Genomic DNA, 13,381 nt, shown 5'->3' with positions numbered 1-13,381 from the left:
TCGCCAGTATACCATACATAGCAACGGGTGTGCTCAATTTAGTTGGTCGCAATTCGCAATCGATAAGTCTCCCTCCATTCCCAGTAGCCGATCTGCTCCCACCTCTCGGCCTCATCGAATCGCATTTTTTGTCGATTGAGCTTTGGCCCCATCGCAGCAATGAGAAGTGCTTCGAGGTCGCCGATGGTCGTTGATGTGTCGTCCGTCACGTCCCGCCGTGGTTGACTCAATGACAGCACGCCCTCGCTGTCTGGCGTAGCACCTACCGGGTTGAAACCGAACCAGGAAAACCGATCCCACTTTCCGTCAAGATGGTCCTTGTGATGGTCGCGCAGGCGAGCTCCAAGACGATCGCCTTTGGCCAGTCCCACATAAGCTGGTCCATATTGGTCAAAAAGGATGTAAATACCCTGTTGACACCGAAAATCTGCCACTCTTACAGTAGGGCGATTTACCCCTATTCTACCCAACAGGCGAAATTCATTGCGATTTCCCTGGCCAGGAAACCATTCTATCTCATCGGCTCTCCAAAAGAGCCCGTAGCTTGTCACTTGCATTGGCGCGACACTCTCTGCTCGTGTGCAATTACTGCCGCACGACGACTGGTAGGTATTTATGCTGCGGATAGTTGCTAAACAGAGTGTAAGAGGAAAACTCAATGCCGATTCATCCTCTCATGGAACCCACGCAACATACTTATACAGAACATAGATGCTCTTACTTCGAACGCTGACGCGGCCACAACGCTAGCGTGCTGCCGACACTCTGGCATCATTCGCCGCTGTGGAGTGCGTCAAATCCAGCGTTGACCAGGGTCCACTCTGATGATCCATTTCCCAGGTCCGATGCCACTTGAGACGGGTGATCGAGGGTCTAACCCCTTGATGTCGTACCCCGTCGGTTTTGGCTGCGAATCCTGGCGTCGCACCCAGTTTTTCCTATTTTTGATTGATCTGAAGCTCGACGCTTCGTTGGCTCACATATTCGAAGCGGCACCTCCTCATAGTTCAAGCCTTGTCTGCTTACTGCCGGCTGAAGGATCAATCCTAGCAGCCACTAAAATTATCTTTGCAAAACAATCACATAAGCGTTCGCAGTTTCATGCTGTCCGGCGCGCCAACACTTAGCTAGGTTTCCAGTCTAGCTGAAACTGCCAGGAGCCATGCCACGGGTAACACCGCGAGCGCCCTGGGGAATTCACCCTACCCTATCTCATTCTTATCCTGCTTCATCGTTCAAGCGACTGACTCGCTGTCTGATCGATTCGGGCGTGCCTTTCCGTGCTGCGCCGTTCGGGACGGATGAAACCAAGGCTATTCTGACGCTTTGATCGATTGCGATCCGCCACCGGTAGGCGATCGTTGGCGAACGAAGCCGAAGGAGGGAAGGGTGCCGAGACGTGTCGCGGAGCTGAGGGGAGATCCGGCATTCGGTCAGGCCGTGCATGCGGTGCGGGGAGCCGCGAGTGTCTTAAGCGGACGTGCCGTTACGCAGCAGGAAGCGGAGCTGCTGGTGAGCTTCGCACTTGCCGCCTATGCGAATGCGGGCGGTCTGACCGAGCCCAGCCTGAGCCGCCTTTCGCAATTCTCGAACACGCTGCCGTCCGAGGAGAAGTTCGAGACCCTGCTGAAACACTGATGTGGTTTCGAGACTTGTCGAGCCAAGCGACAGAGGCCGGCTCTCGTCAAAGAGCCACCTCGCAAGATCCGATCTCCAACATCAGGACGCTTTCCGTGCAGGATACACCCGAAGCCGATAAGGCCGCGCGCGACATCGCGGAGAACGTTCTGGCTGCCTATGTCAGGCAGGTGAATTCGCGGATTCACCCGGGCGTCGAGCAGACCCTCGTCACGCGTCTGGCCGAGGCCATCCGTCCCCGGCTGGATGCTTCGGCGGAAGACCTTGTTGCGATCGCCAATGCGGTACTCGACGATGTCGAGTTGACCGCCCCCGAGATGCGCGGACCCAGGATGACATCCCTGAACCCGATCGACAGATCCTTCACTGCGGCTTTGCGCTGACGGTCGGCGAAGCCGGCGAGAAGCGTCCCGCGCGTGGGGGCATGGTCCGAGCACCTGACGGGGGAGACCATCTGCCATGAACCGGAGCCGGGATACCTCCTCCACCGCTCTGGATGTGGTTGGCCGGCTGTCGGAGGTCTCGCGGCTCGCGGGCCAGCTGGCAGACCGTGTCCTCGGCGCCCAGATCGCCAGTCAACCCATTCCCGAAGCGCAGATCCATGCGCTGCTCGATGCCGCCATCATCCTCGATGCCTCTGCGATGAAGCTGCCACCGCTGCTCGAGCAGATGATCGGCAAGGTCGAGGATGACGAGAGGGACAATCCGGCGGCGGGTTGCAAGGCCGATGGTGCGGGGGTGGACGCCGAGCGCCAGGCTTGGCCGTCGCCCCACTCCGAGGGGACAAAGGGCTGAGAGAACCCTTTGGTCGCGGGATCATCGACCGGTTTGTCCGAGTTGACCGATCACACCCATAGCACGGAGGCAGTTCCATGGCCGACATCCGTCATTCGCGCCCCGACCCTATCGAGCAGGGCGCGCAGGCCCGCATCCATGGCCATCCCAAGGATGCATGTCCCTATCCTCGCGATAGCGAGGAGCGTTTATCCTGGATGGAAGGGTATGACGGCACGCCGCGCGAGGAAGAGTCGGCCCGACCATCGTACGAAAGGCGTCTTTGAGCGGAAGCCAGTAACAAAGCGCGACGGACGGTCAGGCTGCCGTCCGCGCCTCGTAATAGAACGCGGCAATTTCATCGATCAAATCGCGCTTCTGCTCATCGATCAAATCCGAAAGGATGTCGTCACCTTCCCGGTCGATGGCCGATAACAGGCGGATGTCGGGGAAAACTCCCTCGAACGTCACCAGCACTTCCGCCTGGGCGTAGGGATCATGGGGGTCGAGACAGTGATGGCTCATCATTGGGCAAACGGCGCTCACTTCGGTCAAGAACGAAAATGCCATACACGCGGTCCGCCCAGGATAATATATAGCATGATAATGCTTATTCGCGCATCGGGGCGGCACGCCGCCACGCTCTGACCCATTTTGGAGGGGAGCGGCGGCGCGTCGGATACCGCAACGCTGCCCCCGTTTCGACCGCAACGCGACCCCCCCTTCGACCGCCATCCATCGGTCCTTGGCCTCGGTCCGGCGGAACGGCGCATCCTCCCGATGGTTGTCGGCGCGGAGGGCCACCAATGCGCGCAGTGATTTTCGATATCGACGGGACGCTGCTCGACAGTGTCGACCTGCATGCCCAGGCCTGGGTCGATGCCTTCGCCCATTTCGGGGTGGAGACCGATCCCGCTCTGGTCCGGCGCCAGATCGGCAAGGGCGGCGACGAGCTGATGCCGGTCTTCCTGCCGCCGGATCGCGTCGCTCGCGAGGGCGAGACGATCGAGGCTTACCGCTCCGACCTGTTCAAGCGCGAGTACCTGGATCGGGTGCGGCCGTTTCCCGGGGTGAGAGCTCTGTTCGAGCGGATCAGGGCAGCGGATCTACGGATCGCCCTGGGGTCTTCGGGCAAGCAGGACGAAGTCGAGCATTATCAGGAGTTGCTTGGCATCGCCGACCTCGTCGACGTCGTTACGTCTTCGGATGATGTGGAGCGCTCCAAGCCCCATCCCGACATCTTCGAATCGGCCCTCAAGAAACTCGCGCCCCTCGAACCTCGATCGATCGTCGTGGTCGGCGATACGCCCTACGATGCGGAGGCCGCGGCCAAAGCCGGTCTCTCGACGATCGGCGTCCTCTGTGGCGGCTTCCCCGCTGCGGACCTGTCGAAGGCCGGCTGCATCGCGATCTATCGAGACCCGCAGGATCTGCTCGCCGGTTTCGATCGCTCTCCCCTCGTCGCCTGACATCGCCCCATCGGTCCGACACTCCGTCGGAGCGCAGGTCAGGGGCTCGCTTCGTCGCAGCCTGGAACAGGGGCGAGTGGTCGTTCTTATCAGAATGACGCTGCGCACCGCCTGGATGCGAAGTAACGGAGCCAATAAAGATGATGACGATTCGTCGAAGCCTTGCCGTAGCGGCGGCCGTACTCATTGCGGGTCCGGCTTATTCCCAAAGCAAGCCTCTGGCGCCACCGGCAACCGATGCGATGCCGCCGGTCGAGCTGACGGTTGCACTCGAGAATGGAAAGCCCGTCTGCAGTCCGGCCGAGTTGCGGCTGCCCGCCGACACGAATGTGGAGCTTCATATCGTCAGCACGGCGAATGCTCCCGTGACGATCACCGCCGAGGGACAGTTCGAGAATGCGAAGGTGCTGCACGCGGATGGCGACCTCGTCCACGTCATGAGCGAGAAGGGCTACACCGTGAAGCAGAACGGCAAGGGCGTGCTGCGGTTGCGGACCATGAAGGCGGGCGAGACCGCCTATGGCTGCACCAGCACCCGCAATGCCGACGCCCCCTTCGTCGGCAAGCTGATCCTGACGCCACCCGCCGGATGACCAGATGGCGCTCCGGCTCAAAGCCGGGCGCCGTCATCTTCTTGGCCGGCTGCCCTGCCCCTGGCAACTCTTCGGAGATCCGCCTGTCCGGCCACCATTCTCAGTGTCGTTAAGCTATGTCTTAACCGGAAAGCCTCAAGAACCCAGTCTTGAGCGCTGTCGATGCGAGCCATCGCCCTGACCGGCCATCACGGCGCGAACAATCATGCTCGATTGTGAAGGCGCGAGACAATGGCCGTACCGGGTTCAGCACCAGTCAGCCGCAGCGACGGCAAGACCGCCCTGCTGTATCAATTCCAAGATCGCGACGGGACGTACCATTTCGCCGGGGAGGACCATATCGACGGGGTCCTGATCGGCGCGAAATGGACGATCGGCACGCTGACCTACAGCTTTCCCGCGAGCGGGAGCTTCTACGAAGGGTCCGGTTACGAGGAAAATCCGGGTCAGTTCGGAGACCCCCTCTACCACCAGGCCTTCAATCCGCAGCAGCAGGAGGCGACGCGCTACACCCTCGACCTCGTGGCTTCCTACACCAACCTGAATTTCCAGGAGATCACCGAGACCGCCACGACCCATGCCGAGCTGCGCTTCAGCCAGACCTTCTGGAAAGAGGAGGGCTCGGCCCATGCCAACTTCCCGTCGAGCAATCTCCAAGCCGGGGATGTCTGGTTCGGAACCTACTCCGACCAGCCGTTCTACAGCGTTCCGGCGATCGGAAACTGGGGCCAGGCAACGAACATGCACGAGATCGGGCATGCGCTCGGCCTGAAGCATGGCCATCAGGATTATACCTACGTCCCCCTGAATGGCGACCTCGGTCTCGCCGGTAGCCCGCCCCGCTACGGCACCGCGGCGCTTCCCCTGGAGAAGGACGGGCAGGATTGGTCGCTGATGACCTACCGGTCCGACCCGACCAATTTCGATCATCCGTTCGAAGGCGAGGGGTTCAACCAGCCTCAGACCTACATGCAGGACGACATCGCCGCCCTGCAATTCCTCTACGGCGCCAATTTCCAGACCCAGAGTGGCAACACGACCTATCGCTGGGACACCAAGACCGGCGAGCTATCCATCGACGGCATCGGCCAGGGTGCTCCCACCGCCAACAAGATCTCCATGACCGTCTGGGACGGCAACGGCCGGGACACCTACGACCTCTCGAATTATGCGACCGCCCTCGACGTGGATCTCCGCCCGGGGGCTTTCTCGACCTTCTCCACCGCGCAGCTCGTCAACCATCAGGCCTATAGCGGCGGCGACGCGATCGCGGTCGGCAACGTCGCCAACGCGCTCCTGCACCAGGGCGATCTCCGCTCCCTGATCGAGAACGCCATCGGCGGCCGGGGGCATGACCGGATCGTCGGCAACACGGCCGATAACCGCCTCGACGGTGGTCTCTCGTCCGACAAGATGTTCGGCCTGACCGGGAACGACACCTACCTCGTCGATGACGGGCGCGACGTGGTGGTGGAGTGGGCCGGCCAGGGAACCGACTACGTGCGGAGCAGCGTCTCCTACGCGCTCGGCGAGAATGTCGAGCACCTGATCCTCATTGGCAATGCCGCGACGAAGGCCACCGGCAACGATGGGGCGAATGCGTTGCGCGGCAATGCGGGCGACAATGCCCTCAATGGCGGGGCCGGACACGACCGGCTCTACGGCAATGACGGCGCTGACACGCTCCTCGGCGGCCTGGGCAACGACCGGCTCGAAGGCGGCGCCGGCAACGACAGGCTCTATGGCGGTTGGGGCAACGACGTTCTCATCGGCGACAGGGGCGACAACGTCCTGATCGGCGGGCGCGGAGACGACCAGTTCTTCCTCGGCGCGGGAGCCAACCGCTCGGTTTTCGACATCCATTCGGGACACGACACGCTGTTCGATTTCAGCGCCTCGAGCGGTGACCGGATCGATCTCTCCGGGCAGAGCTATGTCGTCGGGCGATCCTCCGACGGCTATGCCCTGCTCACCCTGTCGGGCGGCGGTACGGTCGAGCTCGACCATATCCGAGTCTCGCAGGTCGATTCGGGTTTCTTCGTCTGAGAACAGACCTCGCTGAGTCTGACTCATCGAGGCCTGCCCGCGCGACGGCGCGGGGGCGGTCGTGCGCCGGATCTCACTCATCCTGACCTATGGGTCAGGGTCGGTGAGACCGGGTATGAGGCCGTTCATGCCGCATGGTCCGCTTGCAAACCCCATCTCGCCATCGCGGCCGATTGCCCTCCAGCCCGGTCACTCGGCCGCCGACGCTTGTCCAAGGGGCTCTCAGGGAAAGGCGCCCGATTCATCGCTGCTCTTCCACAACGATCGACAAAAGCCCCACAATGCCGGGTGAGACCTGTTCGCTCTCTTCAGTCTGCAAACAAGCCGATGACTATTGCTGAATGTTAGCCGCCACATAAAGTAAGAATTAATTAATACTTAAGCTTCGTGGGCGATATCGCGCTTGCACATGCAAATGGAGGGCGCAGTCTTCCAAGGGTAAGACGGCAACGAATAGGCTATATAATGCTACTTAACAGGGCCGTGAAAGCAGCGACCTCTCGCAATACTCTCTTCGGAGGATTTTCCGGCGTCGCTTCCAAAGCGACGGCGTCGATCGTGATCTCCCTGTTCCTGCTCCTGATCTGCCTGTCGCTATACTTGTTCACGAGCCAGTCTCAAGAAGTCGAGAGGGCGGTCAGGCTGAGCGCGACCAATCTCGGAAACGCCGCGTCCCGGAACGTCAGCAATTGGCTGATCGGCAAATCCGACTTGGCGGAAATGGCCACCCAGCAGATCGTCAAGGGAATGGACGACCGTCAGATCGACAAGGTTCTGGGATCGCCGGCCATGACCAAGTCGTTCATTCTCAGTTCCTTCGGGGACGTCCGGGGGAATTACACGAAGATCCCGAAGGGCCCCATCCGGCCAGGATACGATGCACGCGAGCGTCCTTGGTTCAAGGCTGCGGTCGAAGCCGGGGGCGTCGCCATGACGGACCCCTATATTGCCGCCAGCACCCAGGAAATGACCATCACGATTTCAGCGCCGGTCTATGACGAGACGAAGGAGCTGTTCGGCGTGATCGGCAACGACTTCAGTGTCGATGTTCTTTCGAAGATGATCAACGAGGTCGATATCGGTGGTTTCGGCTACGCTTACCTGGTCTCGAAGACCGGAAAGATCCTCGTCCATTCAAAGGCCGAGCTCCTCGGAAAGCCGCTTTCCGACTTGGTCTCCGGACCCCTTCCGCCGATCGGACCGGCTTTCACGGAGGTGACGGAGGAGGGCCGTTCTACGCTCATGACCTTCGTTCGCGTGCCCAACCTGCCGCCCGCGATGGAATGGTACGTCGCCTTGTCGATCGATCAGGCCAAGGCGTTCGCCCCCGTCCAGCGCCTCAAGTTCGTGATGATCGTCGCAACGCTCTCGGCCCTGGTCATCATGGCCCTCGTCGTCAGCCAGCTCCTGTCACGCACGGTCGCCCGTCCGCTGGGAAGTCTCGTGAAGGTTCTGGAGCACATGTCCGCCGGTCACATCGACACCGAGATCAAGGCCGCCGCCCGGAAGGACGAGATCGGCGCGGTCGGGAGAGCGGTGGAGGGCATCAAGACGATGGTCGCCCAGAAAGCCGCCGATGTGGCCGACCGTGATCGGATCGCAAAGGAAGCCGCTCTCCGCGAGCGCCAGAGCACGATGATGGCGATGGCCGACGATTTCGAGGCGTCCTTCAGCAGTGTCATCGGGCTCGTCGCCTCGTCGGCCACGGAGCTTCAGGCCACGGCCCAGACGATGACATCGGCCGCCAGGCAGACGGCCGGTCGGTCGACCACCGTGGCGGCGGCGGCCGAGGAGGCGGCGACCAACGTCAACACCGTCGCGGCCGCGGCCGAGGAACTGGGATCGTCCGTGCAGGAGATCGGGCGTCAGGTCGATGGCTCCGCCAATCTCGCGCAATCCGCCGTGTCCGAGGCCAGCGAGACACGCCGTCTCGTGGAGGAACTGAGCGGCAGCGTCGCGCGCATCGACGCGGTGGTCGAGATGATCTCGACGATCGCGAGCCAAACGAACTTGCTCGCCCTCAACGCCACCATCGAAGCGGCGCGGGCCGGGGAAGCGGGACGCGGATTTGCCGTCGTCGCCGCCGAGGTCAAGGAACTCGCCAACCAGACGGCCCAGGCCACCAAGGAGATCTCCGGTCAGATCGCGCGTGTCCAGGGCTCCACCGAGCAGACGGTCCACGCGATCGGCGAGATCGCAGGCCGCCTCCAGGAGATCAATGGTGTCGCGACCGCCATCGCTTCCGCGGTGGAAGAGCAGGGGGCGGCGACCCAGGAGATCGTGCGGAACGTGGCCGAAGCGGCCGCCGGAACGAAGGAGGTGACCTACAACATCTCCGGCGTGGCAGGCGCCGCCGAGGAAACGGAAGCCGCCGCCGCCCAGGTGCTCGTCTCGGCGTCCGAACTCTCGCGTCACTCCGAGTATCTCTCGAGCGAGGTCGGCCGCTTCCTGGCGACCGTGCGGGCCGCCTGACCCCGAGGGGAACACGTCGTCGGGTTTGGACGGACGAAAATGGAAGGGGTGGGACGCCACTGGGCGGCGTCCCACCCCTCGTGCCCTTGGAGGAAGCCGGACGGCGCCGGCCAGACCCGGCCTCACCCCGCCCCCGCCTCCACGACCCTGACCACGCTGCGGCCGTTGCCGCGCTTCTCCACCCGGACCTGCACGGCGATGCGCTCGATCATCGCCGCCACATGGGTGATGACGCCGACCTTGCGGCCACGGCCCTGGAGCGTCTCCAGGGCGTCCACGGCGAGGTCGAGGGTCTCGGCGTCGAGGGAGCCGAAGCCTTCGTCGATGAAGAGCGTGTCGACGAAGGAATCGCGGCCCTCCAGACCGGACAAGGCAAGGGCGAGGGCGAGGGAGACGAGGAAGCGCTCGCCGCCCGACAGGCTGCGGGTGGCGCGCACCTCCTCGCCCATGTCCCGGTCGACCACGTGGAGGGAGAGGTTGGCCGGGTCGCCGCGCACCAGCCGGTAGCGCGGGCTCAGGGCCAGCAGGTGCTCGTTGGCGAGCCGGACCAGGTGCTCCAGCGTCACCCCTTGCGCGAAGAGGCGGAACTTGATGCCGCTGGCCGAGCCCACGGCGTCGTTCACCGCCTCCCAGACAGAGAAGTCGGCGCGTGCCTCGGCGATCGCCGCCTCCAGCCCCGCCGCGCGCAGGCGCGCCGCGTCGTCCCGTTCGAGATCGGCCGTGATGGCGCCGAGACCCTGTTGATGGGCGGTGATCGTCTCGCCGAGGCCGGACGCCGCCGCTTGCGTGGCCGGACCGTCGATCTCGGGCGCGTCGAGCAGATTTGCGAGGTCGGCCCGCCGCGTGGCGAGGGCGGTCTCCGCTTCGCGGGCTTCCGCCATGCGGGCTTCCACGGCAAGGCGCAGGGAGGAGCGGATCTCCGGGGGCAGGGCGAGGGCCTCCCGCACCGCCTCGACGCCGCGCGGGGCGCAGGCGGCCGTGAAGACGGCATCGGCCTCCTCGCGCAGCCGACGGGCCGCGTCGCGGGAAGAGGTCCCGTGCTCGGCCGCCGTCACCGCCGAGGCGAGGGCGGCGAGGGCGGCGGCGCGGGCCTCCTCCGCCCGTTTCAGCGCATCGCGGGCGAGCTTGCGCGCGTCGTTGGTCCGGGTCCGATGCAGGCCGGTCTCCTCGCCGCCGAGGAGGGGCGCCCGTTCGGCCCGCAGCTCGGCGAGCTTTTCGGAACGGGCCAGCGCCTGGCGTCCGGCCGCGTCCGCGGCGGCACGGGTGAAGCCCAGGGCCTCGGCCGCGCCGGCACGACGCGACGCGAGGGCCTGGACTTCCCGGTCGAGCTCTTCGCGCTGGCGGTCGAGGGCGCGGTGCACGGCGGCGATCTCGGCCACGCGCCTGGCCGCGCCGGCCCCGTCCCGGTCGAGATCGGCCAGCGACAGGCCGGCGCAAGCGAGATAGGGGGTGATCTCGCGGGCGAGGGAGTCCAGCCGCTCCGTATGGCTCGAGACGCGGACCGTCCCGCCGTTGGCGGTGAGTTCGGCGAGGCGCAGGGCCTCGCGTTCGGCCGCGCAGGCCAATTCCGCCGCCTCGATCTCCCGGCCCCCGGCCTCGATCCGCGTCGCGACGGCGTCGATCTCGCCGCGCAATGTCCCGGCCCGCTCCAGCGCGGCCAGCAGCGGCTCGCGTGCGACCTTGAGGGCGTCGATCAGGCCCGTGAGCATGGACACCGCCTCGGCATCGAGCCTTGTCGGGACATGTCCGCCGACCGCCGCATCGCCATGGGTGGCGAGGAGGTGCGGGCGGAGAAGCGCATAGGCGGCGTTGGCGCGGTCCAGCGTCTCGATGGCGGCTGCCGCTGCCTCCTCGGTATTGCTCAACCTCGCACCGGCGGCGGCACGTGCCGACGCTGCCTCCGCCTGGGATTGTCCGGCGGCGGCGATGGCCGCATCCTGCTCGGCACGTTGGGCCTTCAGCGCCGCCGCCACCCGCCCGAGCCCATCCTGATCCTGGTCCCGGGCATGCGGATGATCGGTGGCGCCGCAGACCGGGCAGGGCTGATCCTCGATCAGCAGGCTGCGCAGATGCGCGGCCTGCTGCGAGACGGCCTCCTCGGCGAGCTCCGCCAGAGGGGCGACGGCCTTTCGCAGCTCGACCGCGCGGGCCTGCCGGGCGGCGGCCTCTTCGCTGGCCAACCTCGCGGCCTCCAAGGCCGACCTCGCGGATTCCGCCTCGGTCCTGGCCCGTTCGAGGGCGAGGGACGCCTCCGCGTGGCTGCGCGCGAGGGGCAGCGCCTCGCGCAGCTGCTCGGCGAGCCGGTCGATCGTGCCCGAGCGCGCCCGTGCCGAGGCCTCGCCGACCTGTTCGAGCTCGGTGCTCAGCGCTGCCCGGCGCTCGGCCGCTTGCGTCCGCGCCGCCTTTGCCTGTGTGATCGCCCGGTCCCCCGTGGCGATCGATGCCGAGAGGCGGGAGGCTTCGCCCGTGGCCTTGCGGAGATCGGCCTTGGCCTGGGCCAGTTCTGCGCCGAGGCTCGCGCGCTTGGCGAAGAGCTGCTCGGCCTCGTTCGTCCGATGGGCGAGAAAAGCCCCGCCCGTATCGGCCGCGAACCGGGCGGCGACGTCGCTGCGCGCGGACGCCGCCGCCGCGTGACTGGCATCCAGATGGGCCAGCGCCGTCTGTGCCTCCAGAGCCTTCGCCTTGGCGGCGTCGGCCGCCTCGGCGGCAAGGGCGGATTCGGTGGCGGCCTCGCCGATCCGGGTGTCGAGTTCGGCCGCCCGCGTCCAGACCGGCCCGAGCGCCTTGAACCCGGCTTCCGACGCCTCGTCCGCCTTGGCGGCCTCGTCATGAGCCACCCGCGCGGCTTCGGCCCGCGCTTCGGCCTCGCCGTGCGTCGTCAGGGCCAGTGCCAGGGCGGCTTCGGCGGCGGCGAGATCCCGCTCTGCCCGCGCCGCATTTCTCGCCGGCTCGCGAAGGGGCTCGACCGCGTCGAGCTCAGCCAAGCGAAGGCTGTCGGGCCGATGGATGTCCAGGGCCTCGCGCGCCAGGGCGAGGCGGGCTTCGGCCGCCGCCACCTGACCCCGTGTGTCGGCGATGCGCCGCGCATGGGCCAGCGCCGCGTTCAGCTCCGCCAGACGGCCGGACAACTCCGCCACCTCGGCGAGGAGCCGCGCCCGTTCAGCGTGTTTCTCCGCCCGCGCCGCCTCGTCGAGGAGGCCGACGGCGTCGCGATGAGCCTCCAGCTCCTTCACCTTGGCGCGCTCCGCCTCGGTGCCGGCATGAACCCGTTTCGAGATCTCGGAATAGATCGCCGTGCCGGTGATCTTCTCCAAGAGTTCCGCGCGCTCGCCCTCGGCAGCCAGGAGGAAGGCGTCGAACTCGCCCTGGGCCAGCAGGACGGTGCGGCGGAACTGGTCGAAGGTGAGGTCGGTGAGGTCGCAGATCGCCGCGTCGACGAGGCCGGCCTTGCTGTCGCCGACGGAGCTCCCATCCGCCAGCCGGGTGAGGGAGCGCGTCTTGTTCTGGAGACGGCCATTGGCCTTGCCGCGCGCTCGGTAGACCGACCATCGCGCGCAGTAGCTCTGCCCGTCCCGGCCGATGAAATCGACCTCGGCGAAACCCTCCGTCGCCCCCCGCCTCAGGATCGCCCGCTCGTCGCCGATGGTGATGGGATCGCCGCCGGGATCGGGCGCGCGCTCGCGGCCGCTCGTGGCGACACGCGGATAGCGCCCGTAGAGCGCGAGGCAGAGGGCGTCGAGGATGGTCGACTTGCCCGCCCCCGTCTCGCCGGTGATGGCGAAGATCCCGGTGGCGCCGATGGGGCCGCCGGACAGGTCGACGGAGAAGGGAGCCGCCAGGCTCGCGAGATTTTCGCCGCGTATCGCCAGGATGCGCAAGGGTCGTGGCCTCGTTTCGAAGAAGTCAGGGGGATGCGGGGAAGGGTGTCATAGCCCAGGATGACGAGCGGACGAGGGTGATGCAGACGCCGCGCAACGATGTCCACACGCGGCGGGATGGCGGCAGGGCTTCGAACTCGGGTGAACGGGATGTGGCATGACACTGAACAAGCCACGTCGTCATTCCGGGGCCGCATCGCGGAGCCCGGAATCGAGAGCCGCTCCGTGGGCTCGATAGGGCACGCCCGGCGGATCTGGCTCGCACGCCTCTGGCGCGGCCCTCCGGGGCCGGGCTCGCCTTCGGCGCTCCGGAATGACGGCGCGGGTGCCAAAATCGGTGTGAACGGTCCCGCAGACCGGATGGCATCGACCCGAATTCGGAGCTCTTGGGATGGCGGACGCCCATAGTCGTTCATCTTGAATTCGCCCCCTCGGAGAACGCCGGAAGGAAACGAGCGGTCTCTTCGGAGGAGGAAACGAGATCGAAGAGTGCGGCATCTGCCTCGTGCCG

General features: G+C 65.5%; 11 protein-coding genes. 8 read left to right on the top strand and 3 right to left on the bottom strand.

What is annotated here, in order from left to right:
* Nucleotides 1-38: 38 nt before the first annotated feature.
* The gene (locus ACYQML_RS04070; protein WP_461234800.1) at nt 39-371 is read right to left on the bottom strand and encodes a hypothetical protein; all 333 of its coding nucleotides are present in this window, start codon (nt 369-371) and stop codon (nt 39-41) included.
* Nucleotides 372-1,389: 1,018 nt separating this feature from the next.
* Here ACYQML_RS04070 and ACYQML_RS04065 point away from each other — a divergent pair.
* The 4 genes from ACYQML_RS04065 (at nt 1,390) to rmf (ending at nt 2,699) form a co-directional block, all read left to right on the top strand.
* Nucleotides 1,390-1,638: a hypothetical protein gene (locus ACYQML_RS04065; protein WP_419953149.1), complete on the top strand. Its 249-nt coding sequence runs from the start codon at nt 1,390-1,392 to the stop codon at nt 1,636-1,638.
* A gap of 95 nt (nt 1,639-1,733) precedes the next feature.
* Entirely contained in the window at nt 1,734-2,021 is a 288-nt protein-coding gene (locus tag ACYQML_RS04060; protein ID WP_311276875.1) for a hypothetical protein, read from the top strand.
* Between the two features lie 76 nt (nt 2,022-2,097).
* Nucleotides 2,098-2,433, top strand: a complete 336-nt coding sequence (locus ACYQML_RS04055; protein WP_311276876.1) for a hypothetical protein — start codon at nt 2,098-2,100, stop codon at nt 2,431-2,433.
* A gap of 77 nt (nt 2,434-2,510) precedes the next feature.
* A complete protein-coding gene (gene rmf, locus ACYQML_RS04050) occupies nt 2,511-2,699 on the top strand; it encodes a ribosome modulation factor (RefSeq protein ID WP_082470600.1) in 189 nt (62 codons plus the stop codon).
* Between the two features lie 31 nt (nt 2,700-2,730).
* Here rmf and ACYQML_RS04045 read toward each other — a convergent pair whose 3' ends face one another.
* Nucleotides 2,731-2,982, bottom strand: a complete 252-nt coding sequence (locus ACYQML_RS04045) for a hypothetical protein (protein ID WP_311276877.1) — start codon at nt 2,980-2,982, stop codon at nt 2,731-2,733.
* A 236-nt stretch (nt 2,983-3,218) separates the two neighbouring features.
* Between ACYQML_RS04045 and ACYQML_RS04040 the strand changes: the two genes are divergently transcribed.
* The 4 genes from ACYQML_RS04040 (at nt 3,219) to ACYQML_RS04025 (ending at nt 8,992) form a co-directional block, all read left to right on the top strand.
* The gene (locus ACYQML_RS04040; RefSeq protein ID WP_311276878.1) at nt 3,219-3,881 is read left to right on the top strand and encodes an HAD family hydrolase; all 663 of its coding nucleotides are present in this window, start codon (nt 3,219-3,221) and stop codon (nt 3,879-3,881) included.
* 140 nt (nt 3,882-4,021) lie between these two features.
* A complete protein-coding gene (locus tag ACYQML_RS04035) occupies nt 4,022-4,474 on the top strand; it encodes a cupredoxin domain-containing protein (RefSeq protein WP_156467635.1) in 453 nt (150 codons plus the stop codon).
* Between the two features lie 231 nt (nt 4,475-4,705).
* Nucleotides 4,706-6,520, top strand: a complete 1,815-nt coding sequence (locus ACYQML_RS04030; RefSeq protein WP_461234799.1) for a M10 family metallopeptidase — start codon at nt 4,706-4,708, stop codon at nt 6,518-6,520.
* A gap of 558 nt (nt 6,521-7,078) precedes the next feature.
* Nucleotides 7,079-8,992, top strand: coding sequence for a methyl-accepting chemotaxis protein (locus ACYQML_RS04025; RefSeq protein ID WP_461234798.1), 1,914 nt, complete (start codon nt 7,079-7,081; stop codon nt 8,990-8,992).
* A gap of 122 nt (nt 8,993-9,114) precedes the next feature.
* On the opposite strand, the gene ACYQML_RS04020 is transcribed toward ACYQML_RS04025, so the two are convergent.
* Complete coding sequence (locus ACYQML_RS04020; RefSeq protein WP_461234797.1) at nt 9,115-12,870, bottom strand: AAA family ATPase; 3,756 nt, start codon at nt 12,868-12,870, stop codon at nt 9,115-9,117.
* Between the last annotated feature and the right edge of the window lie 511 nt (nt 12,871-13,381).

The organism is Methylobacterium sp. CM6244 (genome assembly GCF_054817885.1).
This window is presented reverse-complemented; position numbering and strand designations above follow the sequence as displayed.